Origin of the sequence: Streptomyces sp. NPDC088746 (assembly GCF_044751065.1) — a bacterium.
Taxonomy (GTDB): Bacteria; Actinomycetota; Actinomycetes; order Streptomycetales; family Streptomycetaceae; genus Streptomyces.
The window spans coordinates 1-25493 of the sequence record NZ_JBIVLA010000010.1; the positions used below are offsets into that span (position 1 = coordinate 1).

General features: G+C 70.4%; 26 protein-coding genes and 1 tRNA gene. 5 read left to right on the plus strand and 22 right to left on the minus strand.

Annotation, left to right across the window (positions count from 1 at the left end; genetic code table 11):
• Positions 1 to 599 precede the first annotated feature (599 nt).
• The 18 genes from ACIP63_RS32915 to ACIP63_RS33000 form a co-directional block, all read right to left on the minus strand.
• The gene (locus tag ACIP63_RS32915; protein WP_381179806.1) at positions 600 to 776 is read right to left on the minus strand and encodes a hypothetical protein; all 177 of its coding nucleotides are present in this window, start codon (positions 774 to 776) and stop codon (positions 600 to 602) included.
• A gap of 3 nt (positions 777 to 779) precedes the next feature.
• Positions 780 to 1433, minus strand: a complete 654-nt coding sequence (locus ACIP63_RS32920; protein WP_401523179.1) for a hypothetical protein — start codon at positions 1431 to 1433, stop codon at positions 780 to 782.
• A gap of 44 nt (positions 1434 to 1477) precedes the next feature.
• The gene (locus ACIP63_RS32925; RefSeq protein ID WP_401523181.1) at positions 1478 to 1756 is read right to left on the minus strand and encodes a DUF6211 family protein; all 279 of its coding nucleotides are present in this window, start codon (positions 1754 to 1756) and stop codon (positions 1478 to 1480) included.
• Positions 1757 to 1957: 201 nt separating this feature from the next.
• The gene (locus tag ACIP63_RS32930; protein WP_401523184.1) at positions 1958 to 2566 is read right to left on the minus strand and encodes a DUF6349 family protein; all 609 of its coding nucleotides are present in this window, start codon (positions 2564 to 2566) and stop codon (positions 1958 to 1960) included.
• Positions 2563 to 2961: a DUF6181 family protein gene (locus tag ACIP63_RS32935; RefSeq protein ID WP_401523186.1), complete on the minus strand. Its 399-nt coding sequence runs from the start codon at positions 2959 to 2961 to the stop codon at positions 2563 to 2565. Before ACIP63_RS32935 ends, ACIP63_RS32930 begins: the two co-directional genes overlap by 4 nt.
• 44 nt (positions 2962 to 3005) lie before the next feature.
• Positions 3006 to 3434 (minus strand): DUF6197 family protein, encoded by a 429-nt coding sequence (locus tag ACIP63_RS32940; RefSeq protein WP_401523188.1) that lies wholly within the window; start codon positions 3432 to 3434, stop codon positions 3006 to 3008.
• Positions 3435 to 3493: 59 nt separating this feature from the next.
• A complete protein-coding gene (locus ACIP63_RS32945; RefSeq protein WP_401523191.1) occupies positions 3494 to 4144 on the minus strand; it encodes a hypothetical protein in 651 nt (216 codons plus the stop codon).
• 77 nt (positions 4145 to 4221) lie between these two features.
• On the minus strand, positions 4222 to 5697 hold the full coding sequence (locus tag ACIP63_RS32950) for a DUF3560 domain-containing protein (protein WP_401523193.1): 1476 nt from the start codon (positions 5695 to 5697) through the stop codon (positions 4222 to 4224).
• A gap of 329 nt (positions 5698 to 6026) precedes the next feature.
• Positions 6027 to 6449 carry a DUF6409 family protein gene (locus ACIP63_RS32955; RefSeq protein WP_401523196.1) on the minus strand — a complete coding sequence of 141 codons (423 nt, stop codon included), beginning with the start codon at positions 6447 to 6449 and terminating at the stop codon, positions 6027 to 6029.
• Between the two features lie 119 nt (positions 6450 to 6568).
• The gene (locus ACIP63_RS32960; RefSeq protein ID WP_401523198.1) at positions 6569 to 7459 is read right to left on the minus strand and encodes a hypothetical protein; all 891 of its coding nucleotides are present in this window, start codon (positions 7457 to 7459) and stop codon (positions 6569 to 6571) included.
• Between the two features lie 127 nt (positions 7460 to 7586).
• The gene (locus tag ACIP63_RS32965; protein ID WP_381179781.1) at positions 7587 to 7946 is read right to left on the minus strand and encodes a hypothetical protein; all 360 of its coding nucleotides are present in this window, start codon (positions 7944 to 7946) and stop codon (positions 7587 to 7589) included.
• Between the two features lie 65 nt (positions 7947 to 8011).
• The gene (locus ACIP63_RS32970) at positions 8012 to 8644 is read right to left on the minus strand and encodes a hypothetical protein (protein ID WP_401523202.1); all 633 of its coding nucleotides are present in this window, start codon (positions 8642 to 8644) and stop codon (positions 8012 to 8014) included.
• Between the two features lie 812 nt (positions 8645 to 9456).
• Positions 9457 to 10566, minus strand: a complete 1110-nt coding sequence (locus ACIP63_RS32975; protein WP_401523205.1) for a hypothetical protein — start codon at positions 10564 to 10566, stop codon at positions 9457 to 9459.
• 375 nt (positions 10567 to 10941) lie between these two features.
• A complete protein-coding gene (locus ACIP63_RS32980; RefSeq protein WP_401523208.1) occupies positions 10942 to 12159 on the minus strand; it encodes a hypothetical protein in 1218 nt (405 codons plus the stop codon).
• 135 nt (positions 12160 to 12294) lie between these two features.
• Positions 12295 to 12717, minus strand: coding sequence for a hypothetical protein (locus ACIP63_RS32985; protein ID WP_401523211.1), 423 nt, complete (start codon positions 12715 to 12717; stop codon positions 12295 to 12297).
• A gap of 64 nt (positions 12718 to 12781) precedes the next feature.
• Positions 12782 to 14557, minus strand: coding sequence for a ParB/RepB/Spo0J family partition protein (locus ACIP63_RS32990; protein WP_401523214.1), 1776 nt, complete (start codon positions 14555 to 14557; stop codon positions 12782 to 12784).
• Between the two features lie 106 nt (positions 14558 to 14663).
• The gene (locus ACIP63_RS32995; RefSeq protein WP_401523217.1) at positions 14664 to 15116 is read right to left on the minus strand and encodes a DUF6197 family protein; all 453 of its coding nucleotides are present in this window, start codon (positions 15114 to 15116) and stop codon (positions 14664 to 14666) included.
• A 74-nt stretch (positions 15117 to 15190) separates the two neighbouring features.
• A complete protein-coding gene (locus ACIP63_RS33000; protein WP_401523220.1) occupies positions 15191 to 15931 on the minus strand; it encodes a DUF2786 domain-containing protein in 741 nt (246 codons plus the stop codon).
• A gap of 565 nt (positions 15932 to 16496) precedes the next feature.
• Between ACIP63_RS33000 and ACIP63_RS33005 the strand changes: the two genes are divergently transcribed.
• Together ACIP63_RS33005 and ACIP63_RS33010 are read left to right on the plus strand one after the other, a co-directional pair.
• The gene (locus ACIP63_RS33005) at positions 16497 to 16922 is read left to right on the plus strand and encodes a hypothetical protein (RefSeq protein ID WP_401523223.1); all 426 of its coding nucleotides are present in this window, start codon (positions 16497 to 16499) and stop codon (positions 16920 to 16922) included.
• 662 nt (positions 16923 to 17584) lie between these two features.
• Complete coding sequence (locus ACIP63_RS33010) at positions 17585 to 17908, plus strand: hypothetical protein (protein ID WP_401523226.1); 324 nt, start codon at positions 17585 to 17587, stop codon at positions 17906 to 17908.
• A 120-nt stretch (positions 17909 to 18028) separates the two neighbouring features.
• Here the strand turns inward: ACIP63_RS33010 and ACIP63_RS33015 are convergent, their stop codons facing one another.
• Together ACIP63_RS33015 and ACIP63_RS33020 are read right to left on the minus strand one after the other, a co-directional pair.
• Positions 18029 to 19894, minus strand: coding sequence for a tyrosine-type recombinase/integrase (locus tag ACIP63_RS33015; protein ID WP_401523228.1), 1866 nt, complete (start codon positions 19892 to 19894; stop codon positions 18029 to 18031).
• A gap of 104 nt (positions 19895 to 19998) precedes the next feature.
• Positions 19999 to 20071 (minus strand) — tRNA-Ala (locus ACIP63_RS33020).
• Between the two features lie 171 nt (positions 20072 to 20242).
• Between ACIP63_RS33020 and ACIP63_RS33025 the strand changes: the two genes are divergently transcribed.
• Both ACIP63_RS33025 and ACIP63_RS33030 read left to right on the plus strand, forming a co-directional pair.
• Positions 20243 to 20791 (plus strand): helix-turn-helix domain-containing protein, encoded by a 549-nt coding sequence (locus ACIP63_RS33025; protein WP_401523231.1) that lies wholly within the window; start codon positions 20243 to 20245, stop codon positions 20789 to 20791.
• 91 nt (positions 20792 to 20882) lie between these two features.
• Positions 20883 to 22331 (plus strand): serine/threonine protein kinase, encoded by a 1449-nt coding sequence (locus ACIP63_RS33030; RefSeq protein ID WP_401523234.1) that lies wholly within the window; start codon positions 20883 to 20885, stop codon positions 22329 to 22331.
• A 25-nt stretch (positions 22332 to 22356) separates the two neighbouring features.
• Here ACIP63_RS33030 and ACIP63_RS33035 read toward each other — a convergent pair whose 3' ends face one another.
• Together ACIP63_RS33035 and ACIP63_RS33040 are read right to left on the minus strand one after the other, a co-directional pair.
• Complete coding sequence (locus tag ACIP63_RS33035) at positions 22357 to 23694, minus strand: hypothetical protein (protein ID WP_401523237.1); 1338 nt, start codon at positions 23692 to 23694, stop codon at positions 22357 to 22359.
• A 469-nt stretch (positions 23695 to 24163) separates the two neighbouring features.
• Positions 24164 to 24298, minus strand: a complete 135-nt coding sequence (locus ACIP63_RS33040) for a DLW-39 family protein (protein ID WP_003958712.1) — start codon at positions 24296 to 24298, stop codon at positions 24164 to 24166.
• Between the two features lie 281 nt (positions 24299 to 24579).
• Here ACIP63_RS33040 and ACIP63_RS33045 point away from each other — a divergent pair, with 281 nt between their 5' ends.
• Positions 24580 to 24939: a DUF6344 domain-containing protein gene (locus ACIP63_RS33045; protein ID WP_401523240.1), complete on the plus strand. Its 360-nt coding sequence runs from the start codon at positions 24580 to 24582 to the stop codon at positions 24937 to 24939.
• Positions 24940 to 25493: the final 554 nt, after the last annotated feature.

The window sequence follows — 25493 nt, forward strand, 5'->3', positions numbered from 1 at the left end:
TCTAACTGGGTAAATCCGGCTGACACCGCCCCACCCGTTCCTTCACCATCCAGCTAGCACAGACGCACGGATGCAGCGACCGGGAAGAACGGACAGGAGCGGCCTGATCGTTCCTGCGGATCAGGCTCGTGGAGCCTGATGTCCTGTTGGACTGTTACCTCTGTGCGGGGTGCGCGGGCTGGGGCGCCATACGCGCTGAGGCGGTATGACGATCCGAGGTCGGTGCGGCACCTGCGCGGAGCTGTGTCGTTGGTCCGCGTATGGAGCACCCCTCGTATCCGGCGGGTTCCCGCCGGTTCGCCGAGTTGTCGGGCGCGTACTGGATGGCCTCGGACTCCCCGGCGTACGGGGTCGACGCGGAGAGCCGGTTCGGACCGGGACGTCAGACTCCGGCCCCGCACCCGGGCGATCGGCCGGAGGGCGGAGCGGGCTCCCGACCAGTGATGGGGCTCGTAGCCGCTGATCTGTCGCCTGCGATCGGGTCGAGCGGTCTTGGTTGGGCCCTGCCGACCCGCAAGCGCCTGGTGACATGACGAAGGTCCCCGCTCCGGGTCGGAGCGGGGACCTTCGTCATGCTGGCCGTGTGGCTCGGCCGACGGCTACGTGTTCAGGGGCCATTCGCCGAACGGCACCGGCGCCTGGCCTTGGGCTTCGCGCACGGCTTCCTCCGTACCGCACGTGGTGCAGATGGAGACCTCTCGGTCGGTGGTCAGCCGGGAACGGGCGGGTCGTTCACCGAGCGGGCCGCCGCAGCGCGGACAGCGGGTGTCGGGCACGGGTCACTCCTCGGGATGCTCACGGGCGGACTTGAGGATCAGGTTCCAGGTCGGGCGGGAGTAGGTCTTCTCCGTCTGCCCCTGAAGCTCGGGGATCAGGTCGGCGTTCTTCGCCCCGGGGTTCGCCGCGATGGCCTGCCGGGCAAGGGTCAGCCGCTCGTCTCCCTGGTAGGGGTAGGCCAGTCCGCGGCGGCCGGTGGGCCGTCCGCCGGCGTGCCCGCGGCCCTTGCGGTCCGCGAGGTACTGCCACAGCCTCCAGCGCTTCCACTTCGGGCGGCGCCGGGTCGGAAGCTCGTCCCAGTCGTCCGGTGCCGGCCATCCCTCTGGCGGGTTCTTGACGTAGTGGGAGACGGTGGCGGAGTCGGCAAACCCGCAGATCTTCGCCGCCTCGGCCGGGCCCACCATCTCTTCGGGGTCGCCGTCGAGCTTCGGCGGGTTGGTGGTGCTGGCTGCGGCGCGCTGCCGCTGAAGCTCGTGGTGCCACGTCGCCCATACGTCGCCGTCCCAGTGCATGACGCCGTCGATGGTCTCCGCGACGGGCGGGTGCCCGTTGTTCTCCCGGTCGGTCCAGAGGTTTTGAAGCGTAGGTTCGCTGATGCCGTGGACCTTGCGCAGGTCTGCGCGTGAGTAGAGCGTGCGGCCGGTCTTGGGGGACACGGTCGTCTCCTGTTCTTGGTCGGGGTCGTGACCGCTCGGCGCGGTCATTGGATCTCGTCCGGGTCCGGGGCCGGCGTCCACGTACGGCTGCCTGCCGGTTCCAGCCGGGTGAGGGTGGCTATGTCGGCCAGGGGGACGGCGGCGGCCCAGTCGGCGCGGCCGGGGTGGTCGACGGGCAGGTTGAGTACGAGGTGCCGGCCGGTCGGGGGGAAGTCCTCGACGATGACGAAGGTGTCGGCCTGATCAGCGCCGATGCTGTTACCCCCCTTGAGCTGGGCGATGTCGCCGGGCTGGGGACAGTCGGGGTGTCGGTCACATAGCATGGTGTGGTCTTTCTGGTGAGAGAGACACCGACGGCCAGCGCCTTGTTGCCCTTGTGCGCTGGCCGTCATCTGTTGTCTGGGGTGCGTCGCGCCCCGTGGGACGCACGGCCGGTCGGAGGTTGCCCGCTCCGCTGACGGCGGAGTAATTAAACCACCTTTGGATCGAGCGGGGCGGGGCCCTAATCCGGGAGACGGTGGTCATCAGAAGAGGGCTCCCTGATCTGCGGGGCGTTGGCCCCGGTCGGTGGGTGGCCGGGTGACGTGGAGTTCGTAGCGGGGACGTCCCGCGTGCGGCGGGGCGTGAGCTTCGCGGCGGTACCGGCTCCAAGCCACAACGGGGGCGCCCTGGTCGAGCCAGCCCGCCGGGTACCGGGCGGTGAGCTGAGCCCAGCGGCTCCGGCTCCGCGGGACGGCCCACCGGTCCTCGACCGTGGTGATCGGCGGTAGTGTCCGCCAGTCGGGGAACGCATGATCGTGGGCGTCCTCCACCGCCTCGTTGTCACCGTCCCCGAACCCGTCGCCGGAGTGCATGGGGCCTTCCCACTCGCACGCGAGGCACCCGCCGCGGAACTCCTGCTCGTCCTCCCGGCGGCCGGTCGGCCGGCTACGGGAGAGCAGGGTCGGGGTGTGGTGTGCGGGCGGGTCCAGCTCGTGGCCGAGCTCGCTGTACGCGCCGCCGGGGTGTCCGGGCTGGATGTGCCACGCCTGCACGGCGCTCTCGGGGCGGTGGCGCGTCCGCGCGTTGCGCACTCGCCAGTAGTACGTCTGCCGTGCTCGTGCTCCGATCGGCTCGGCGACGGTGGCGGTCACGATGTCCTGCTTCCGGCGGCGAGGACTTCCCGGAGCGGGTCAGCGAGCGCGGCCTGTTCGGCGGGGGCGTCGAGGAACCGCGGCCCGTACGCGCGGCGCACCGCGCGGCGGGCGTCCTGGTGGCGGTTGAGTTCCGGGTAGTACGGCGATCGGTCGAGCACGTCATAGCCGTGCTGGGTGAGCACGTCGGCGATGAGCGACCGGACCTGTACGGGGTCGAGGGCGGAGAGGTCGGATTCCTTCGGGGCCGCAAGGAGTACGCGGATCAGCTCGGTCGCGCTGAGCCGGGGGTGGAGGGGGACGTTGAGCCGGTGGACGCCGTCCCGGCTGGGGGTGGCGGCTCCTCGGCGGCTCGGCGTCCTGGTGGTGCTGCGGTCTTCTGTCGTCTCGTCCATCGTGCTGGCCTTCGATGACTCGGGATGCTGGCGGGCGGCGGGTGTCAGAACAGGGCGTGTTCGGCGCGGGCGGCGGCAGTGCGGAACGCGTGGGCGGCGTCGGCGGCGGTACGGCCGGGCTCGGCGCTCCACCGGTCGATGGCCTCGCGGTGCAGGGCCTTAGCGGCGGCGGGGTCGTCGGCGTCGACGGGGTGACCGGTGACGGTTTCCGCGAGGATGGCGAACGCCTGGTCGCGGGCGCGATAGATGCGGTCCCAGTCGTACGTCCGGCCAGCGGCTCCGCGCCCGTGGCCGGCGGCGACTTCGACAGCGCCGCGCGGCCAGCACGGCAACGTGGCCGTACGGCCGGGACCGTCGAACAGGCGCGCGCCCTGGTGGATGCCGACGTGTTCGATGTGGCGGGCGGCCCATGCCAGGATCGCGGTCGGAGTGTCGGCGATGACGATGCTTTCAGGGGTGTGGTGTGTCGGCACGGTGCTGTCCTTCGGGAAGCGGGGGCGGCAGCGCTCTGCCGCCGCCCCTCGATCGGCTGCTAGTGGTAGGCGGGGATCAGTCGGCGGACCTTGTCCTCCCCGACGCACCCACCCTTGTGACGGCGCGCGCTCGGCGGCTCTCCGTTGCGTCCGCGCAGGTGTGACCAGAACTTCGGGCCTTCCCACGGGCACAATTCGCAGCTGAGGAACCAGTGGTTATCGCTGCCGGGAAACCCGGTGAGGACTGCCCGCCAGTGGTGGGCCCGGAGTCCCGCGAACGCGATCTGCGCGCCCTCAATGTTGCGATCATTGACCGGCATCCGCGGGTGCAGGAGAGAGACCGGCCCGCACAACGGTGTGGGGGCCTCGGCCAGCACCTGGTCCAGGGGAACGGCGCCGATCCGACCGGCGGCGTACTCATCCGCGAGATGGGCGGCGGCCATGTCGGTGCCAGGGGTCCCCTTGGGCGGACGGCGGAGGTTGCGTTCGCCCTCGGTGGTCAGGACGAGCCAATCCCGGTGCCACCTGTAGGCGCGGCCGATGACCTGGTCTTCGCCGACGATCACGGGGTATCGGCACTGGATGTCGGGGGAGCCGACGCGGTACGTCGGGACGGTGGTGCTGCCCTCGGTCGCGGGGACGATGAGCCTGCCCGCTTCGGTGTCGGGGACGGTGATGGTCGCGGGCCGTTCGAGGAGTTGCATGGTCATGGTGGTGCCCTGTTCTGGTGAGAGAGGGGCCCGTCCCCCCAGCGTGCTCGGCCGCCGGGGGACGGGTGGGGGCGTGGTTAGGCGGCCTCGGCCGGGGACTGCGGGGCGGCGGTCCATTCACGGCGCGGAGTGATGCCCAGCTCGTCTAGGACCGGGGCGTGGCTGCCGTTGTCCGGGACCCATTCCCAGTCGGCGCCTTCGGTGCCGGGCTGGTCGGTCCAGGTGAGCATGTAGGAGCGGCCGGAGGTCCGGGGGTCGCCGCACACTGCCTTTGCCTCACGGCGGGTCATCGCCCACAAGGCGCGCTTGCGGGAACGGCGGGAGTTCTTCGAGGTGATGAGCACCAGTGCCATGCCCTCCAGTCCGTTTGCCCTTTCGGCGGGAGCCGTCGCCGGGGTCGGCCTTCCTTGAGGCGCGTGTTGATGTAGAGCCCAGCGCCGGGCTTTCGCGTGCCACGGGCTGGGGTGGCTGGTAGGGCACGCTTCAGCCGTCGGTACCGGCTCCTTGATCGGCGGATCCTGTTGGGCCTGCTCCTGGTGCTCGGCGGCCTCGGCCCGAGGCGACTGCTGCATCTCGTCGGCGCTCTTGCGCCCGGACACGTCGTCATAGGGAGCGGTCCACGTCCAGCTGTCGTGACGGTTGTCCGCCGCACGAACGACACGCTGACCGACGCCGTTGTGAATGTGCGGGATCGTCACCGACTTCGGGTTGACCCGCAGGACCTCGTACCAAGTGCCTCGATAGAGAACGAAGTCCCCGCGCGTGAAGTCGGCTTTCGACCACATCTTGAAGCCCTCGGCCTCGGCGTCCTTGATGGCCTGCTCCCAGTGGGCGATCTCCTCCGTCAGCTCCTGGCGCTCGGTCTCCAGCTCGGGGTCTGCCGGACTCCGGGAAAACCCCTTGGCGGACTCGCCGCGCTGCCACTTCTCGACCGCGCGGAGGTCGGCCCGCAGCTTGTCGAGACGGCGTAGCGTGCGGCCGGGGTCCTTCTTGAACCGCTCGTAGTTCGCGGCGGCCTGTGCCCGGCCGGTCCAGTGGGCGGCGCGGTCGCTTTCACTGATGCTCTTGCACATCGCGTTGTCCATCCGCGCGTGATCACGGCGGGCGCGGCCCTCGGAGTGGTGTCCGATGAGGATGGGCTGGCCGAAGGCGAACCGCTCGGATATCTCGTGGCTCGACTTCCATGCGGCCTCGGAACTCTGGGCGGCGCTGGCGGCGTATCCGCCGAACCTCTCCGCCCGGCCTTCGGCCTTCTCTTCCCGTTCCTTCTCGGCGTCGGAGAACGAGCGGCGGTCGGCGTTGTCGATGGCCAACGTGACCTCGAAGCCTGCGTCTCGGAGTCGCTGCGCAAGGAGTTCGAGCGAGGGGGTGTAGGTGGCGTGGTCGCGGCTGTGCGGGAGGTACCAGCAGTCAAGGTTCCTGCTCCAGCGGAAGGGCTGGCGCTGGGTCCGGCCGTACTCGCGGAGTCGCAGAATCTCGGCCGATCCGTCGCCCCGGCTCGTGCCCTCGATCAGGGTTCCTTCTCGGCGGGTGTGGGTGATCTCGATAGTCACTGAACTGGCTTTTCCTGGTGAGAGTTTGGTCCGTCCGCAGGGCGGACCGTGCGTTGGCAGCGGCGCTGCACCACCGGCGCGGGCCGTGAGGGACGATCGGCTCGCGGGTCGTCGCGCCTGCGCGACGACAGGGGCTGTCGCGCCCCCGCGGGGCGCGTCCGCTGCGGTCCGGTGCCCGTCGTCGGTCGGCGGAGCCGCCTGCGGCGGAGTCGGCCGGCGGCGGTGAACGCACCGGACCTGTCCTGCCGCCCCGAAGGGGTGTCCGCTGGGGTGCTCGGGGGCCTGCCGGTCCGGAGGGTTGCCCTCCCCCGGACCGGCGGGCCCTGGTGTCAGCTGCGGTGGAGCGTGTGCCGGGCGGCCGGGTCGGCGTCGGCCAGTCCGGTCCGCTCGCGCCATGCCTGGCGGACGGCGGCGCGGAGCGCGTCCCCGTCGTCGTAGGCGAACCGTCCCCGGCGCAGGTTGCCGACGATGTCGCGGAACGTGTCCTGGTGCATCGTGGTCAGCGTGTCGTCAAGCGGGGTCAGCTCGTGGGGGAACATCGCCTGGACGCTGTCGCCCGGCTGCGGGGCACCGAGGGTGAAGAACCAGACGACCGCCATCGTGGCCTCGTCGGCGAACTCCGGCCCGCCGAATGGGCCGACGACGACGGCGGGGCGGGTGTCGAGCTGGTGGCCCCGGAACCAGGGCCCGCCGATCACGAGCGTCGCGGTGGGGAAGTCCTGCACGCTCGGCTTCGGTGCGGTGGTGAGCATGTCGTGTCCTGTCTGGTGAGAGATTCCGCCGGGGCCGTTTGGCCCCGGCGGCGGTGCCGGTCGGGGGGTTGCCCTCCCCCTTCCGACACCATTAATTAAACCATGTTCCTGGGTCTGGGTCAACCCGCCACGGCAAGTTCGCGGCGGTGCTCGGCGGCCGTCGTGACGGCGCGGGCGATAGCCCGGCCGGTCTCGATGGCCCGGACGGCGGACTCGTGCACCGGGGGCTTCTTGTCCTGGGTGATGATGCCCGCGAGCGGCGGCATGACGGCGGGGCCCGGGGCGATTCCGAGGATGAGCGCGGCGACGTGGGCGGCTGAGGCGACTTCGGCGGCGTGCTGGCCGGGAAGGGGGGCGTCCGCCTCGGTGATGCGTCGCCATGCGTGGCCGTACAGCAGGATGCGGACGGCGTTGTCGGGGGCATCTTGGGTGAAGTCGAACCCTCCGGCCTGCTCCGGGTCCTCGTGGTACTGGTCGCGGTACTGGTTCACCAGGACATCGCGGATGACCTCGGGGGCGAGCGGGGCGGCGGCGGGCGGCTCGTAGGCGTCGCCGTCCGTCTGGCTGATGTCGAAGACCGGCCCGGCCTTGAAGCCGGAGACCTTGCGCCCCTGGCTCTCGGCGGCCTCGCCTGCGGCCTCTCGCTGCCCGCCGTCGGAGGCTGCGGCCGTGGCCTCCTGGGCATCCTCGGTCCGGCGCTTGATCGGCGTCCAGATGCGGAGGGAGGTGGACCCCTTGACCGGGAAGCGTCCGGCCTTTCGCCAGTCTCCGGAGCTGAGTACGTGGGTCGCGTTCGGGCACTGGGCGGCGATGGCGATGCAGTTGGTGGGGCTGCGGTCGTCGCGGTCCGGGTGGGTCAGGTTCGCGGCCGTGCGCATGACGGCGGCCCAGAATTCCTCGCTGCCGACCATCGCGCCGTACGCGCGATCCATGACGGCTTCGAGTTCGCCGCGCATCTTGGCGGAATAGGCCCGGCGCTCTTCGTCGGTCATCTTCGGCTTACGGGGCATGTCGCGGTCCTCCTGGTGAGAGATCGGCGTCCGAGGCCGGCTGACCCTCGGGGGTGTCGGCCGGGGGGTTGCCCTCCCCCTTCCGACACCACTAATTAAACCATGTTCTTGGGTGATCGGCAACCCTTTAAATCCAGTACAACCCTGCTTCGTTGCTCACGGCCCGGTATGCGGCTATGACCTCGTCTTCTATTTTCGTCCAGTGTTCGAGGATATCGGGGGCGGTCTTTTTGTCGCTGGCTGCGCGCGTCGCCCTGCGCCACTCGATGGCGATTTTGAGCGTGCGGAGTTGGGAACGGGTCAGTTCCCACCGGCCGGAGTCCGGGAGTTGATCGCCGTAGGCCATTGCTACGGCGTTGTTGATGTGTTCGGTACCGGACCAAACATTATGTGCGGCTTGGAGAGCAAGGGCGCGCTTGAGGGTGCACCGCAGGTGCGGGGCCTGGACGATCCATTGCGGCTCGATGGTGAATATGTCGGCGCTCATCACGGGGCCTTTCCCTGTGGGGGGCGGCGCGCTACGGGAGCGCACCGCCGGGATTCATGGGGCGATTAGAGGGCGTATCCGTCGACGTATTCGCCGTACTCGTCTTCGGAGGTCTGGACGCTGGGGAGAAAGCGACTCACCGCGAATACAACGGCGTCGGCGATAGTCCGGGGCACATCGTTGAGTACAAGGCTCACCGCATCGCCGTCGAGCCCGATACGGACTTCTCCCGGCTCAAGATTCATGTAGACAAAGGCCGTTGTACCGTCGATGCGGGTTCGCGCTCCGGGAAGTCGCTCGGAGAGGTCGCGTGCGGCTTCCTCGACGTCCCGGCGCATCTCGGCCTGTGCGCGGTTGTGCTCCTTCACTCGTTCGTGAACGTCACGGTGAGTGGGGATGAGGTCGGCGGCGATCCGGGCCGCGATGTCCGCCGGGTCCTCGGTCATGGCGACTCGGACGGTGTCGCGCTCGCCCCTGCGAAACGGGTAGTCGGTGGCGGGGAACGCGCCTCGGATGTGCAGGTGACCAGGGTCATCGAACCGCTCGGAGAGGTGGAGCTGTCGGCCGTCCAGGTGGGTGAAGGTGGCGGCGTGGTCCAGTTCCTTGACGCCGTGGCGTGCGGGCTGCGGTCGCCAGTTCCCGCCGAGTTCGAGCGCGATCGGGTGGGCCAGCTCCGCGACGGTCAGCGGCATGTTCATCCCTTGTCTCCTGGTGAGAGAGGTTGTCGGCGGCCGGTCGGCCTGCCGTGTGCCGGTCGGGGGTTGCCCTCCCCTTCCGACATCACTAATTAAACCACGTTCTAGGGGTTGGGTCAACCCAGATATAGGCCCTGACCTGCTCTTTTCCCGTTCCGCCGACCCGCACCCGCTCGGCCGGGCCCGGCCACAACGGGCCTGGGCGGGGTTCCCTCCTCGGTCGGACAGCTCCGCCGTATCAGGGTTCCGGGCGCGGTGTCCTGGCTCGCGTAGCGACCGCGTAGCGGCTCGGCCTGGACGCCGTGCCCGGGTTCCTGATACGCCCCTTGGGGTGTCCGGCCGAGGAGGGAACCCCGCCTTCACCACCCGCACCACAACGCTCCCGCACCCAACCGACCAGCCCCCACCCCCTCCGAGGAGGACCCGCCGGAGGCAGCCTTTCGCTCTGGCCGGCGCCCAACCAACCCGTCGCAGGTGTTCCGGTGTCGGGGCAGTTCAGAGGGTGGATCGGTCATGGCGTGCGCCATGCAGTGCCGCCCACCCCGCCGACCGCTGCCCTTGCCAGTGCGGATGGAACAGCACGGTCGCTGACAGGTGGATCAACCTTCTGCGCAGCGCTGTGCACGGGCGCACAGCGAGCTGCTGATAGGTAGCGCGCCACTCGTCCTGGGCACGGTCGAGATCGGGGGGAGTCGTCCGTCGCATATCCAAATTCCATCATGTGTTCGATTTTGCAGTCACGTCGATCTTCGAGAGACGCACATCCGGAAGGTTGAGCGGCCTCCGGTCAGCCTGCCGACCGGTGCCCTCCGCGGTCACCACAAGGCGCCCTGCACGGCGGTGTGCCGGTGCAGGGGCAGGATGATCCGGACTGCCGGGCGCGCGGCGGGGCCGGCTGCCGGACGCGGGGTGTCCGTGCCGGGGCAGTAGCCGCCCTCGTCCTCCCAGCCATCGACGGCGTCGCGCTCGGCGCGGGCCTGCTGTTCGGTGAGCATGAGCGGCTTCCGGTATAGCTTCCGCGCGCTGGAATCGAGGGGCGGGAGTACACGGGCGGCGGACTTCTGGTCGTCTCGGCGCTTGTGGCGTCGCCGGACTCGGGCGAACCGTGACTCGTAGGCGGCCCGGTCGCTGTTGTGGAGCCCGGCCGGATGGAGGCGAGCCAGTTCAAGGGCGGCTTGACCCATCGGAGTCGGTGTCAGTAGGCGGGTGCCGTCCTCCTGGGGGACGACGACAAGGAAGCGCGCGGCGAACAGGGCCTCGGTCCGCTCGCGACTGATCCGCCGGCCACCGTTCCACACGCCGTGCCGTGCTGCCTGCCGGGCTTGCCCGTCTCGCCAGTACAAGCGTCCGGACTCGGCGGCCTCCAGCACCCGGACGTGCCCGGCCGTCCATCCGAGTTCGGCGACGTGGCCCTCCGCGAGATACCGGTTCCTCGCCGCCTGGTCGCGGTTCTCCTGGTCCATGCCGGTGACCGCGCGTTCCTCGGCCTCCCGTTCGGCTTCCTCCCGGCGGCGTTCGGTCTCCCGCTCGGCATACTCGTTCGCCGTCAACTTCCGCTCAAGCTCGGCCCGCAGGTCGGTTCCCGTCGTCTCGACTCCGACAGCCGACTGAGCCCGAACGGCATGGTCGACGGCTTCACGGGCGCAGTACAGCAGAGCGCTGTTCGGCATGGTGGGGTCGTCGGCGTACTCCTCGGCGCGGTCGGCCCACTTCTCGGCCGCGACGGCTTCTTTGTGGGCCGCGTGCATGACCGCCTCCAGACGGGCGGCGGCACCGGCTCGGCTGTGGCACACAGCGGTCATGGCCTCGTCGGCTGCCGTGACGGCGAGGATCGCGGCCTGCCGGGCGACCTGAAGACAGGTCTGCGGAGACGGGTCTCCTGCCGGGGCGACCTGACGTTGGATGGCGCACGCGGTCTCGGGCATGGGGTGTTCCTCGGGGTCTCGGTGGTGCAGTCGGCGGCGGACGGTGCCTCCGTCGGGGAGGTGCCGCCCGTGGTCGCGCGGAGCGCGACGGAAGTGCTGTCGTGCCCGCAGGGCACGCCCGTTTTGGCCCGGCGTCCGGACGGGCCGGGAGGGCCGCCTGCGGCCCGGACGGCTCGGCCGGCTGCGAGCCGGGCCAGGCTGAGCCGTCCCGGAGGGACGCCCTTCGTACGGGGCCGGTGAGCGGGGCCGGCCGCCGACGCGGGCGGACCCGGACGGTGATGGGCGGAGCGTGGGGTGGGCGGCTCGATGCCGTCCACCCCACGGCCCGGCGGGCGGGGTCCGGCCGGGCGGTGCCTCCCGCCCGGCCGGGGCCTGCTACGCGGCGACCGGTTCGCGTGCGGCGACGCGGCACCGCGTGAGTACGGTCTGTGCGGTCTCGCCGTAGATGCTGTGGTCCTTAACCGTGCCGGTCAGCTCGACCTCGTCGCCCTGGTCGGGGACGTCGGCGGCGCTGCTGAACCAGACGAACACGTTGCCCTGCGGGTCCTGGAACTTCACCAGTCGGCGGCGCTGGGTGTGGTAGCCGTACGTCCGACCCTCCAGCTCGATCACGGTGGTAACGGTGGCGGGGGTGGTGATGCGCTCGCCCACGGTGCCCTGCGGCTTGCTGTTCTGGGCGGCCCGCTCGGTGGCCTCCTTCTCCTGGTCGCGGTACCAACCCGCGATGGCGGACACGAGCGTCGGCAGGTGGCGCGGGTCGACGGTCTCGCCCTTCGCCAACTGGCCCACCTTGTGGCGGTAGTCGGAGAGGCTGCCGTATCCCTGGACGGCCCATGCCCGGACGGCGGCGGCGGTGGTCGGCGCGTCGGGGTCGGCGTCGATGTCGGCCCGCCATTCCATCGGGGCCTTGCGGTCGAAGAAGTACGCTTCGACGCCGTCGGCGGTCGGCTGGGTGTTCTTCCACTGCTCGGACCGGCTGTAGAAGCGGCCCTCCGTGTTCACGATGGCGGCGGTCACCCGCAGGACCTCGGCCACCGGGACGCGGAGATCGGCCGGGATGCCGCCCTCTTCGCCGTCCCAATCGGAGTCCTTCAGCGTGCCGAACCGCCAAAGGGCCTCAAGGCCCTTGATCGGCAGACCGGTGTACGGCTCGACACACGTGGTACCCAACTGCCGCATCTCGCCGTTCTCGTGGCGGGCGAGATAGGTGGCGGTGCGGTGGCGGGCAACGGCGCACCCGTGGCAGAAGTTCTCGATGGCGCGGTACTGGCGCGCGGCCTCGGCGTCCTGCTCGGGCAGACCGGGGAACAGGCTGGTGATCGTTTCGCCCTCCGCGTCGTGGTCCAGGCGGGCAATGACGGTCCAGCCGTGGTGACGGGGGATGTCACCGGAGATCGTCACGGTGATGGTGGGCCGCTTGCCGATCAGGCGGCCGTCAGTGTCGTGGTAGTCGGCCAGGAAGGGCGCGGAGATGTCGAGCGTGTACGCGCTGAGGTGGTGGACGGCGGCGCGGGCGTTGGTGGCCTCGACAAGCTGACGGACGCGGGACTGGGCCGTGGCGGGGATGGAAAACCGCATGGCTGCGCTGGTCATCGTGAGTGCTCCTGCTGGTGAGAGAGGAATCGAGCGCCCGGCCGGGCGGGTTGCCCTCCGCGTACGGCCGGGGTTGGGCCGGCTGGCGGCCCGTGGGACCGGAGGGGGGTTGCCCTCCCCCTCCGACACCATTAATTAAACCATGTTTTGTGGGGTAGGGCAAGCATCCCGGCCGGGGATGTCGAGTGCGGCGCGGTCGCGCAGGAACGCAGCGAACAAGGCGGCGGTGTAGCTGTCGGCGGTGCCGTACGTACGGCGGCAGTCCAGCGCGCCGATGCGCTCGCCCCGGTGGCGGACCGGGAACGGCTGGCCGGGGGCCGGGATGGCGAGCGCGTACAGTCCGCGCGGGGTGTCCACGCGCAGGACGACGGCGGCGGCCTGGTGGTCGTAGGCGGCGGACCAGCGGGCGGGCCCGATACCGAACTCCGCGAGACCGGACGCGATGGCGCGGGCCTGCATGATGTCGGCGGTGGTGCTGGGGTCGGGCTCGGCGGGAGCGGGGACGCATCCGCAACCGTGGTCGTCGGCGTGGGTCTCGAACAGAGCTGTACGGGTCACTGTGGGGCTCCTGGGGTGCCGGGGGCGGGCAGTTCCCGCCCCCGGCCTCGGGCGGCTGAGGTGGTTAGGCGGCGGCTTCGTCGTCGCTGGCAGGGTCGTCGCCCTCCTCGGCCTCCGGCTCGCTCGCCTCCTCGTCGGTGCCGGTCTCCTGCTCGGTCTCCGGCTCGCTGCCGGACGTGATCGCGGCGCGGGGCTTCTTCTTCGACGGGTCGTAGGGCTCCTCGTCCACGACCGACTGCTCAATGGGCGTGAGCGGGTACCCGAGGGACGCGAGCACCTGGAACCACCGGCCGGTGGGCTTCCGCGTCCACGGGGCGTGCTGGCTGTCCGTCCGCCACGCCGACCGGTTCGCGCACTTCTCCCGGACGGCCGCGATGGCGGCGAACTGGAGCTGAGGGGCCCGGCGTGGGTCCTTGGCGACGTGCCCGGCGAAACTGCCCCGATCCTTGGCCTGCTCGGTGTTCAGGCCCAGGAATCCGGCCAGGATCTCGGTGGTGCCCTCCTTGTTCAGATCGTCGGAGATTCCCCAACTGCCGTTCAAAAGAGCGTTATTGACGTGACCGATCAGGGTGTTGGTGGTGTTCTTCGGGAGGTTCCGCCGCTTGATCAGGTCCGTGATCCACTTCCGGCGCAGGGCCTCGGCCGCGTCCCAGTCGATGTTCCCCTTCTTGACGGCGGCGCGGGCGGCGCGCTCGGCCTCCTTGTCGGCGGTGGTCATCGTGCCGCCGCTGGCGCTTGCACCCTCGGGCACCGTGTGCCCGTACAGACCGGGAGCGGAGCAGTAAGGCTCGTACCGGTCCCCCCGCCGCTCATCGAACACCCACACAAGCCCCTTGCACTCGGCGTGCTCCTCGGTGCTGATGCCGCGCAGTCGCCACACAGGCGTGGCCCGCTCGGACAGCTCCTCGGCGTCCCTGATCTTCTGCCCGGCCGTCTCCAGCTCCGCGCGGTGCGCCTCCGCCTTGACCCGCTTGTCGCGCTTGGTCCGCTCGATGGCGATGGCCCAGTCAACGTCTCCCTCGTCGGCGTCATCCTCGGCGGCGGCCTCGGTGATCGCGGCGAGCGCTTCGGCGTCGTCGGCGAACTCCGAGAGCGCGGCCAGGTGCTCGAAAGTCCACTCGTAGCTGCCCGCGCCGCTCACGGCGGCGCTCAACTTCTCGTCAGACCTGACCTTGACCAGCGTCTTGACGTCCTTCTGCCGAACACCTGCGGCCTTGGCGATGCGGCCGACCTGCGCGCCCGCCTCGGCGGCGCTGAACATGGCCTGGTTCATCTCGGACGGGCTGAGGCTCTTACGGTGCTGGGCGGTCGTGATCATGTCGAGGAACTGCCCGGCCGCGTCACGGTCGTCGTCCTCCCACTCGTACGGCAGGTGGGTGAGACCCGCGTCCGTCGCTGCGTGGTAGCGGCGGTTTCCGTCGTTGACCTGGAGGACTCCGCCGTCAAGCCGCTGGATCTTGACGGGGATGCGGCACCCCTCGGCGCGGAGCGATTCCACGAACGGCGCGTTCAGGTCGAGGTCTTCGCGGGCGTTCTTCGGGTGCGGGGTGAGCGCGTCGATCCGGATGACGGGACGGGGGGTGACCGGCACGGTCTCCAGCCCTGCGGCGACGGCGGCGGCCAGTCGCTGGAACCCGTCGATGATCTGCGGCACGTCGCCGTGGGTGCGGACGACGTACAGCGGCTCCACGACGCCGTTGTCCTTTACGTGGGCCAGCAGTTCAGCCGGGGCCTCGATGTCGCGGACGTTGCCGGGGTGCGCGGCAAGTTCGGCGACCGTGAAGGTCGGCCACGGGGCAGGGGCAGCCTGGACGCCGGCCTGGGTCTTGGTGTTCGTCATCGGTCCTTCTTCTTCCTGGTGAGAGTTCTTCGGGCCGTTCGGCCCGGTGACGGTGTCGGCCGGGGGGTTGCCCTCCCCCTTCCGACACCATTAATTAAACCATGTTCTAAACGGTGGGGCAACCAGGGATGCTGTGATCGCCGTCACTCGCGTGCAGGGCTGCGGCGGCGCGAATCATCGCGGCGGCCTCGGCGGTCGTTCGCTCGGGCTCGTCCCCCCAGCACCACAGCAGGGTGCGCCGGTAGGCGTCCTCCGTGAGCTTCAGCTTTCGCCACCGGACGCCGGACACGGGGCGGCCGTTGATGTGGTTGCTGAGCACCACAAGGGAGTCGAACAGGGCGCGCTGGAAGACGTGCCACGGCTCACCGCGTACGGACCAGCGGGGCCGGGCGGAGCGTACGCCGCGCTCCCACGCGTGCAGCACGGTGCACGGGGCGGTGTCGCCCATTCGGCCGGGCTGCCAGAGGTGGTCACCCTGGTAGAGCCCGACGCGTTCGATGTGGTTGGCGGCGGCCGTGAGGATGCGGGCGGGGGTGGCCGGGGGCCTTCGTGACGGCACGGTTATGCCTCCTGGGAGGGGTCGCGGGCTCGGCGGCCGGGGGCGGCGAACGGCCACCCCCGGCCCTGTCGGGGTTACGCGGCTATGGACCCGGCCGTGCTGCGGCCGATCCGCTTACCGCCGATGTCGGCGCGGCTTCCCGCGATCCATCCGGCTCCGTACCCGTTGCCGGTCATGGTGGTGGTGCCGCCCTTCCGTGCACGCGGGTAAGCCTGGTGGTAGCTGCGCGAAACGACGGCCTTGCGGTCCGCAAGCACGAGGGCCGCGCTGCGGCCGGTGGCGCTGGTCTCGCCCCTGGCCTCTTCGCGTGCGCCGCGCTCGGCCTCCTCGATGCGGTCACCCACCCGGTTGATGAAGCCGAGGAGCCACGACCGACGCCAGGCACGCGCCCCCTGGCCCGGCGGGACCGACTGAGCGGCCAGTCCGCTGTTCATCTGGAGCAGAAGAGAGGTGTAGAGCAGTTCGACGCGCTGAAGGTCGCTCGCATACCCGAAGATGTGCACCCGGCGGGCCGGGCCGCTGCCGTCACGGCCAAGGTGGATCAGCTCGCACCCGAGAGCGAGCGCGATTCGGTTGATGAGGCGGACCCGCTCCATCGCCCACGGGTTGTCCAGAACGATCTTGCGGTCCGTCGGGGCATCGCTGGCGGGGTTGGCGTCGTTGAGCATCGCCTGTTCGACGCCGTACTTCGCCATCATCTCGAACGCCCGCTTCCGGGCAAGCTCCGCCTCCGACTCCGGCGTGCGGGGGTCCTCCGCCTTGGCGAGGAGAGCGCGGATGGTTTCGAGCTTCGCGGGGGCCTTCGTGGTGCTCACGGTCGTTCTCCTGGTGAGAGAGGTTGTCGGCGGCCGGTCGGCCTGCCGTGTGCCGGTCGGGGGTTGCCCTCCCCTTCCGACATCACTAATTAAACCACGTTCTAGGGGTTGGGTCAACCCAGATATAGGCCCTGACCTGCTCTTTTCCCGTTCCGCCGACCCGCACCCGCTCGGCCGGTCCCGGCCACAACGGGCCTGGGCGGGGTTCCCTCCTCGGTCGGACAGCTCCGCCGTATCAGGGTTCCGGGCGCGGTGTCCTGGCTCGCGTAGCGACCGCGTAGCGGCTCGGCCTGGACGCCGTGCCCGGGTTCCTGATACGCCCCTTGGGGTGTCCGGCCGAGGAGGGAACCCCGCCTTCACCACCCGCACCACGACGGCGCGGCACCCAACCGATCAGCCCCCACCCCCTCCGAGGAGGACCCGCCGGAGGCAGCCTTTCGCTCTGGCCGGCACCCAACCAACCCGTGGTTCGAGATGTCCGCGGACCTGTGCCTACGGTGCGCGCGACGAGCACTGATTTCGAACAGGACTGGGGGCACGGGTGAGCACCACTTCGGCAGGACCGGTGAGCGCGGCGGACCTGCGGCGACGGGTTCGCGCTGCTGAAGCGCTGAAGGCGAAGACGCGGGAGATGGCAGCTACGAACGCGCTGAGCGCGCGTGAGGCCGCGGTGAACGCAGCCAAGGCGAAGGAGGAGGCCGACGCCACGGCTCGGGAGGCTACTGCTGTAGTTCTGCGTCTGTTCGGCAACGATGCCGAGTTGGTCTCGGAACTGCTGGGCGTGCCGGCGGAGGAGCTGGAACGCGAGGCGAAGCCTGTTACCGCCGCTCGTGCGAAGGAGATCATCGAATCGCTGCGGGCCCGTGCCGAGCGCCCCCGCCCCACCCGGGCCCGGAAGCCTCGGGCCGATGCGGCGGAAGCGGCTTCTTCGGCCTCGGGCACCCCGGCCCCGGCCGTCACAGGGGACGGTAGCCGGGCTGATGCCTCCTGAGAACGACCTTGGGCCCGGACTCTTCCCGCTCGCGGCGGTGAACGAGTCCGGGCCCGTTCACGTTGATGAGCAACTTGCCCTCATCGGTGAGCCAACGCCCTTGCGCATACCGGCTGTTGAGTGGTCAGTCTGGCTTGCCAACGAGTCCGTTCAAGCCAGGTACTGGGCAAAGGTCTATCGAACAGGGTCAACCGAGGACTGCTGGTTCTTCTTCGGCGGGATCTCCAGCACCGGCCACGCCAGCTTCAGGGCCGCCTCGCGGCCGGGCAGGACGCGACGCGGCACGGTGCCGGGTCACCTCTACGGGTACCAGCTCGCGCACGGTGTCATCCCTCGGCTCGGTTGGGGCACCGACAGCCCGACCGTCTGCCACACCTGCGACAACCACTCCTGCCAGCAGCCGACGCACCTGCGACTGGGGACAGCGGCGGAGAACCGTGCCGAATGGCTGGCCCGCCGCAGAAACCCGGGTAGCCCCCTCGCAGACCTTCGCGGCCCGGCCGGACGCTCCCGCGCCATAGGCACTGCTATCCGGGCCGGCCGGAACGGCGGGGAGTCCGAAGCGGAGATCGCGGCACGCATCCGTGCGGCGATTGCGGCGGGCCGCCCCCTCAGCCTCTGGTGACGACCGACCACCACCGACCGATCCACGTGGAGAAAACGTGACACCCGCTGGACCCCACCGCGCCCTCGTGTACGTGCTGAACGGGCGCTGGCGCCTGATCGTGGCACCGCTTGCCTCCGAGGAATGGGAGGTCCGTGTCGAGGACCCCAACCCTGTGCGGCAACTCGTCGTCCGTGATCTGGGGCCGGCGGACTCGGGCTTCGCCCCCGCGTCGTTCGGACATCGTCTGATCGAGAACGGTTTCATCATCGGCCCCGCCGAGCGGGCAAAGCCGGACACCGTCAACGGCTGGTCGCGTACCGACGACGTACCCGAGCAGTGGCAGACGGTCTGCTACCCGACCTCGGAGGTCGTGGGCTGACCCACGAGCGGTTCCCCGCTGCGAAGCACGTACAACTTCGGCCCGCTCCCCATCGGGGAGCGGGCCGAAGTCATGTGAAGAAGAGCACACTCCTACGATCGGCGGGCTGGAACTGGCGCGTCACGTCTCGGTGCTCGTCAGGTCGGCATCCGGATGCTTGGCGCACACCTCCAGAGCCTCCATCCGGGCCTGCTCGAAGGCTCGGACGACGGCCGACTTGATGATTCCCCGAGCGTGCGCCTCCGTGGTGCCGTGGGGGCGGAACTCGGTCCGGAACTCTGCGGCCCGCGTGGTGAAGCCGTCGTGCTCGAACTCCCACGTCCACCGACTACACACCGGAAGCGGCTCGTACGTCAGGGTGCCGTCGGCCTCGTACGAGGCCAAGGCGTAGTGCACGAACTGCCGCTCCGGCATCCGGGACCAGATGGAGCCGCCGCCGGTCCATCGCTCGCGTTCCTCTGGGCCGAAAGCTCCGCGGCGGGCGATCTTCTCCTCTGACCAACCGTCTGCCCGCATAGTCGCGATCTCTTCCTCGTGGTCGTCGTTCCACTGGTCGGCGACGTCCTGTGCGTGCTCGCGGTCCGCGAACGGCACCTCCCGGCCCCCCAGCGTGACGACGAAGACCGGGTCGTTCTCGTGCTCTGCATCGTCCTGCGGCATGTCGCTGGCGTCCTTCCACGTTTCCTGGGCCAGTCCGGAGAGCTGGCGAGGCACGTGGGGGAGTCCGTCAGTAGCGGCGGCCAGGCCGGAGCGCTCCAGGAAGCCGGGGAGCGGGGCCGTCGGGTCCATGGCCCACTCGATGGCCGCCATGACCTCGTCGTCCAAGGCGTCCAGGAGGTGGCCGTAGCGGTCCACGGTCGTGGTGATGGACTCGTGGCCAAGTCGTCCCTGGATGGCCGGCAGCGGCACCTTCGCTGCGATCAGCCACGATGCGTGGGAGTGGCGGAGGTCGTGGATGCGCGGTCGCTTGATCAGGCCGTACTTCTCTGCGGCCAACTCGATCGCGGGTATCCAGCGCAGACGCCGGAAGGTACCGGGGTCCCACTTGCCACCTTCGGGGCCGGTGAAGATCAGATCGTTGGGAGCCAGGCCCTTCGCGCGGCGACGAAGCATCCGGTCGAGCTTGTGCGTGATGACGACGGTGCGGCGCGACTTCCGGGTCTTCGGGGGGCCGAGGATGGACTTGCCGTCCTCGTCCTTCTTCCAGGCCCTCTGTACGCGGATAGCCGGGCGCCCGTTGCGACGCCGGAGGTCTCGCGGCTGAAGCGCGGTGGCCTCGCCCCACCGGAAGCCGGTCTCCGCGATGGTCTCGCCAAGATCCTTGGCGTCGTCGCGAAGGCACTCGTAGATCCAGGCCCATTCCTCGCGTTCGAGGAAGACCATCTCCTCTTCGTCCTCGGCTCCGTCGAGCCGGGGCAGACGGGTCTTCGCGCACGGGTTGGACGCCCGCAGTGACGGTTCTGCATCGACAGCTGACTGCATGATCGCGCTGAGAAGACCGTGCTTGTTCTGGACGGTCTTCGGCGCATAGGCAGTCCGGGGCTTCCGATCACGCGGGTCGAGCGGGGCGAGGCGCCCGGCTTCGAGGTCGTTGACCCAGTCCTGGACCATCGTCCGGACAATGCTGCCCTCGCCGTCCTCCACGGAGTACGGGCCGAACCAGGGAGCCATGTTCTCCCTGATCTCCTTCTTGTACTTGCTCCGCGTGTCGCCCTGGATACCGGTGAGGCGATCGACGTAGGCGAGCGCGAAGGGCTCGAACATGGTGTCCGCCCGCCGCCGGTCCGCAACAAAACCGTGACCTCGGGTCCAGCCCGGAGGCCACTGCTGCCCGTGCCCGTTCACCAGATCACGGAAGCGCTCGGCGGCTGTCTCGTCCTCGAAAACCTCGGACTCCTGCTTGCCGCCACGGGCTCCGCCGGCCCTCCACATCACCGTGAAGCTGGCCGTTCCGTCGCGCTTGTCCCGTTTCTTGATGTACGCCATGTGGGGCACCGTAAATCAGATCGGTGCTGACACGGTGCTGACGTTATAAACACAGAGAGGTCCCCTGACCTGCGTTTCCGCAGGTCAGGGGACCTCTACTGATGTGGAGCCTAGGAGATTCGAACTCCTGACATCTGCCTTGCAAAGGCAGCGCTCTACCAACTGAGCTAAGGCCCCGAAAAGCCGGACACCCCGGCTCAAAACCACGCCGCGACATCCGTCGCAGAACAGAGTACCGGGTGACCCCCCGAATCCTGCAAAAGGATTGGGGCTCCCGGCGCGCAACGGCTCTCCGTAAGATGCACGACGAGGTTCGCAGCAGCGAAGCCGCAGCGAAGGGGAGACGCAATGGACGCAGCGCAGCAAGAGGCGACGGCTAGAGCCCGGGAGCTCCAGCGCAGCTGGTACGGAGAGCCGCTGGGGGCGCTCTTCCGCAGGCTGATCGACGACCTCGGCCTCAACCAGGCACGCCTCGCGGCGGTGCTCGGGCTCTCCGCCCCCATGCTCTCCCAGCTGATGAGCGGGCAGCGGGCCAAGATCGGCAACCCCGCGGTCGTCCAGCGGGTCCAGGCACTTCAGGAGCTCGCCAGCCAGGTGGCGGACGGCAGCGTCAGCGCGGGAGAGGCCACCGACCGGATGGAAGAGATCAAGAAGTCGCAGGGCGGCTCGGTCCTGACCAACACCGGCCACACCTCCACCACGGGCGGTGCCCCCACCGTGCGGCGGGTGGTCCGTGAGATCCAGTCGCTGCTGCGGTCGGTCGCCGCGGCCGGCGACATCATCGATGCGGCGGACTCCCTCGCCCCGGCCCACCCGGAGCTGGCAGAGTTCCTCAGGGTGTACGGAGCGGGACGCACCGCGGACGCGGTCGCGCACTACGAAGGCCACCAGAGCTGAGGCCCGGGGCCGCCCTCCGGGCGGCCGGCCGTGGCAGTATCCCGACAGCCGGGGCACGAACCGAAACGGGAACGGGAGCGGGCGCAGCGCAATGGGTGAGGTCTTCGCTGGTCGGTACGAGCTGGTCGATCCGATCGGACGTGGTGGGGTCGGCGCCGTCTGGCGCGCGTGGGACCACCGGCGCCGCCGGTACGTGGCGGCCAAGGTCCTGCAGCAGAGCGACGCGCACACGCTGCTGCGCTTCGTCCGTGAGCAGGCGCTGCGGATCGAGCACCCGCACGTCCTCGCCCCGGCCAGCTGGGCCGCCGACGACGACAAGGTCCTGTTCACGATGGATCTGGTCAGCGGCGGCTCGCTGGCCCATGTCATCGGCGACTACGGCCCGTTGCCCCCGCGGTTCGTCTGCCTCCTGCTCGACCAGCTGCTGTCCGGGCTGTCCACGGTGCACGCCGAGGGGGTCGTGCACCGTGACATCAAACCGGCCAACATCCTTATGGAGGCCACCGGTACGGGCCGGCCGCATCTGCGGCTCTCCGACTTCGGCATCTCGATGCGGAAGGGTGAGCCGCGACTGACGGAGACCAACTACGTGGTGGGCACGCCCGGTTACTTCGCTCCCGAGCAGATGATGGGAGCGGAGCCCGACTTCCCGGCGGACCTCTTCGCCGTCGGGCTCGTCGCGCTCTATCTGCTGCAGGGCCAGAAGCCGGACTCCAAGGCCCTGATCGAGTACTTCGCCGCGCACGGCACCCCGGGCGCGCCCCGGGGCGTGCCGGAGCCCTTGTGGCAGGTTCTCGCCGGTCTGCTGCAGCCGGACCCGCACGCCCGTTTCCGTACGGCCACAGGGGCGCGCAAGGCGCTGACCGCGGCGGTCGAGATGCTTCCGGAGGCCGGCCCGGACGACGAGCGGGTCGAGGTGTTCGATCAGATCGGCCCGCTCCCCGCGGGATTCGGCCCCGAAGGACCCGCCACCGGCCCCGGGACACCCGGCAACGGGCCGCAGGCGCCCGCACAGACCGTCGGGGCGCCGCCGCCCGCACCCCAGCCGTCGCAGCAGCCGTACCCGCCGGAGGGCCGGGGACAGCAGCCCTACGCCGCTCCCCAGGGGACGCCGGGGCAGCAGCCCTACGCCGCTCCGCAGGGCACGCCGGGGCAACAGCCGTACGCCACTCCCTCGTCGATGTCGGAGACAGGCAGCTTCCACCTCGCTCCGCCCCCGCAGCAGCCCGCCCCGATCCCGCACCCGGCGCAGCCGCAGGTGCCCTCGTCCGCCCCGCCGGCGGCCCACACGGCCTCCCCCTACGCCTCCGACGCCGGCCCCGATCTCGCCCAGGCCGCCACGGCCGCCGTGCCGTACGGGACCACGCCCACACGCCCGTACACCGCGCAGCACCCGCAGGCTCCCCAGCCCGTCGCACCGGCCGCCCCGCGACCGGCCCCCGCGAAGCGGCCGGGACCGCCCCCGAGGGTGGCGGTCCCGGTGCTGGTGGTGGCGCTGATCTGCTTCGCGGTGGGGATCTGGGCGCTCACCCAGGCCTGAGCGCCCTCCCGGACGTCCGAGCGGCCTACCATGCCTGCGGCGGGCCCCCGAACGGCGGCTGACCGCCCGCGCCCGGCGGCACAGCGGCCGGAACCGCCCGGCGCCTGGCCAGCAGGGTCCACGCCCCGAGCCCCAGCACCAGCACGGAACCCGCGCCGATGCCCGCCGCGGCGACCGTCTTCATCGTGTCGCTCTCACCGGCCTCGGGCGCGCTCCGGCCGCTCTCGGCCATGTCCCTGTCGTCTTCCGTGACCCCGAAGATCCCGGCCTCCCCCTGGTAGGGCGACGCCTTGCTGTCGTTGACGACCTTCACCTTGAGCGTCAGCCCGAGGGCCCCGTCCCCGTAGTGCTCGGCGACCTCGGGCGAGAGCGTCACCGACAGGTAGTACCAGCCCGCGAAGCGCATGGCGCTGACGTCGGCCGCCGAGTCGTAGCGGTTCTCGTACGCCACCGGGGGAAGCGGGTCCAGGGCCACCGAGTTGGGCGTCCCGGAGTACGACAGCGTCGCGTCGTCCACATGACCGCGTGCCGGGTTGTCCAGGGCCAGCGCCAGGGCGTTGCCGAGGTACTCCGTCGACCTGCCGCTGTTGCTCAGCGCGGCCGTGGCGAAGAGCTGCTGCCCCCAGTCCACAGGAACCCGGTAGAAGCGGGTCTGCCCCGGCGCGATCGTGTCGGCCCATTCACCGGTGTCCAGGCTGGTGGCGTCGTAGAAACCGCTGCCGCCGGACCGCTTCTGCCTGCCGGCGGGCGGCGTCGGCGAGGCGGAGGGCCAGTTCTCCGGCGCCACGGTCGGCATCGACTTCTCGTCCTTGAGCGCCGGTTCGTTCTCGAAGCGCAGCTCCAGGTCCCAGGCTTCGGGGGACGACGTCGCCTTGCTCTCCCGCTCGATCAGGACGTTGTACGTGCCGCCCGCCGCGCACGTGGTGCTGTCCTTCTCCACGGTCCGGTGGGCGTAGGCGGCGATCGGGCGGGGGAACTCCGCCGACTCGAAGTCCGCGTCCTCGGAACTGCACTGGTTGTCGTCGAGGTCCCTCATGCTGATCGTGATGCCGTCGCCGTAGGCGACCTTCCCACCGGACTTCGGCACCGCCACGGCGGAGACGTAGGCATCCGTCCTGTCGTCGAGTTCCAGGCGGTAGTAGAGCTTCTGCCCCTGCCCGATGGAGCTCTTGTAGACCGAACCCGGCTTCAGCTCCGCCGCGTCGGCGTTGGACTCCGCACCCCGGACCGCCTCCGCCGCGGGATCGAAGGTGTACGCCGCAGGGCCGTCGGCCGCGTGCGCCTGCCCCGGCAGCGCCGCCACCGCGCACACCGCCGCGAACGTCGCGAGCGTCACCCGGCCCCTATTGCGCTGCCTGTTCACGCGCTTCCCCCTCGTCGTCTGCGTACCTGCCCCCGCGTCGGCCGCGTACGAGCAGGAACCCGGCGGTCGGAGCGACCGCGGCGCCCGCTCCGGCGGCGGCCGCGATGCCGGTCCATCCTGCCCCGCCCGTACCACCGCTGTCTGCGGCCCCCGCCGTACTGCCGTCATTGCCCGCCTTCGTACCGCCCGGCTCCTGCGCCGGTGACGGGCCCCGTGCCCGGGACCGGCCGGCCGGCCCGTACGCCGCGCGGACCGCCCCTCGGAAGCGCCGCCTGCACGAGGCTGTCGACGGCCGCACCGGGCTGGGGCCCCTCGGCCACCCGCCATCACCGCTGCTTCACGCATGCAACCTAATGATTTGCTTAGGTGAACTCAAGAGTGCGGTCGTCACGGTCCCGCAACAGCGGGTCCCGGGCAGCAGAAAGCCCCGGCCGCTCGGCGGCCGGGGCTTCTAGCAGACTGTTCCGTCTCACACACCTGAACCTGCGGGCACGGAGTCGGTCGCCTCCGTCCACAGATCCTGCTCGGCGCGATCCGCCTGGATCTGGCGGTACACGAGGAGCCCGCCGATGGCGGCCAGTGCGACCAGGAGAAGCTTCTTCACCGCGCGACCTCGTCTTTCCTTGACGTAAGGGACTTCTGCGGCCCGACTATACACACCGACCGATACCGATCGGTGACCTCCCCGGCACCCCGGCGCCGCCCGCTCCGGACCCCTGTCGAGCCCCCTCGGGACCCCCGAGGCGGGTTTTCCGGGCCGGTTGAACCATACGAGTGGTGTTCATCGGAAGATCGGCGCACCGGGGGCGTCGGTCCCGGTTTCCAGGGCCCGGATCCACATCATCGGAAAGGTAAGCAAACCGGACCACCTGAAAGCGAGGGGCCATGAGCACCTTCAGGGTCAAGAGCATCTGGACCGCCTTCATCACCGCCTTCTTCGCGCTTCTCGCGTCGCTGGGCCTCGCCACCGCCCAGGCCGCGGCCGCGGAGCCGACGGCCACGAGCCACGAGCACACGGGTGCGAACCCGGCAACCGCGACCACGCCGTCGGTGCGATGGACCCTTCCGCGTGACAGGGCGCTGCCACCCACGATGAAGCAGCGCATCCGCGCCGAGGCGCACGGCTCCTCGCCCGCCACCCGCCAGCTGTCCGCCGACACCACGGACGCCGCCGAGGCGACGAACAGCACCCGCTCCGCCCACAGCGCCACACCCGCCGGGGACTCGGCCCCGCTGCCACCCTGAGGGCGCCGCGCACGCCACCCAGGCCCCTGGTCCGGTTCACACCGGCGGGGGCCTTTTCCGTGCCTCCGTACGCGCCTCCGCCGGAGCCGGCCCGGGGGGGGAGCCGCCGGGGCGGCCCCGGAGGGCGCCCCGCGTCCCTCCCGGAGGGCCCGGACTGTTCCCCCAGGGGCGACAGCAGGCGGCGGTCAGGTCACCTCCACCGCCGGCCCCGGCCTCCCCTGGACATGCAGAAGGCCCCCCACCGTTTCCGGTGAGGGGCCTTCGTGCTGGTGGGGCTAACAGGATTTGAACCTGTGGCCTCATCCTTATCAGGTCGGTCGACGGGCCCCCTGCACCACGGCAGCTCCGGACTGGTGCTGCGCCGACCTGGCGCCTGGGTGCGGAGGGGTTCGCCGACGACCGGCCTTGTTGGTGTCAGCCGCTGATGTCATCAAGGGACGGTGCCCTTGACAGAGCCTCTTGGGAGGTCTACCGCCCCCGCGCACCGAGCCGCTTGACGACAACAACGGCGAGAGCTGCGATGGCAACCATCGTGACAGCTATGCCGATCATGG

Bases quoted from the DNA above. Each gene is read 5' to 3' on its own strand.
- ACIP63_RS32925 (WP_401523181.1), bottom strand. From the start codon at position 1,756: ATGCTATGTGACCGACACCCCGACTGTCCCCAGCCCGGCGACATCGCC.
- ACIP63_RS32935 (WP_401523186.1), bottom strand. From the start codon at position 2,961: ATGGACGAGACGACAGAAGACCGCAGCACCACCAGGACGCCGAGCCGC.
- ACIP63_RS32945 (WP_401523191.1), bottom strand. From the start codon at position 4,144: ATGACCATGCAACTCCTCGAACGGCCCGCGACCATCACCGTCCCCGAC.
- ACIP63_RS32955 (WP_401523196.1), bottom strand. From the start codon at position 6,449: ATGCTCACCACCGCACCGAAGCCGAGCGTGCAGGACTTCCCCACCGCG.
- ACIP63_RS32960 (WP_401523198.1), bottom strand. From the start codon at position 7,459: ATGCCCCGTAAGCCGAAGATGACCGACGAAGAGCGCCGGGCCTATTCC.
- ACIP63_RS32965 (WP_381179781.1), bottom strand. From the start codon at position 7,946: ATGAGCGCCGACATATTCACCATCGAGCCGCAATGGATCGTCCAGGCC.
- ACIP63_RS32970 (WP_401523202.1), bottom strand. From the start codon at position 8,644: ATGAACATGCCGCTGACCGTCGCGGAGCTGGCCCACCCGATCGCGCTC.
- ACIP63_RS32975 (WP_401523205.1), bottom strand. From the start codon at position 10,566: ATGCCCGAGACCGCGTGCGCCATCCAACGTCAGGTCGCCCCGGCAGGA.
- ACIP63_RS32980 (WP_401523208.1), bottom strand. From the start codon at position 12,159: ATGACCAGCGCAGCCATGCGGTTTTCCATCCCCGCCACGGCCCAGTCC.
- ACIP63_RS32990 (WP_401523214.1), bottom strand. From the start codon at position 14,557: ATGACGAACACCAAGACCCAGGCCGGCGTCCAGGCTGCCCCTGCCCCG.
- ACIP63_RS33015 (WP_401523228.1), bottom strand. From the start codon at position 19,894: ATGGCGTACATCAAGAAACGGGACAAGCGCGACGGAACGGCCAGCTTC.
- ACIP63_RS33025 (WP_401523231.1), top strand. From the start codon at position 20,243: ATGGACGCAGCGCAGCAAGAGGCGACGGCTAGAGCCCGGGAGCTCCAG.
- ACIP63_RS33030 (WP_401523234.1), top strand. From the start codon at position 20,883: ATGGGTGAGGTCTTCGCTGGTCGGTACGAGCTGGTCGATCCGATCGGA.
- ACIP63_RS33045 (WP_401523240.1), top strand. From the start codon at position 24,580: ATGAGCACCTTCAGGGTCAAGAGCATCTGGACCGCCTTCATCACCGCC.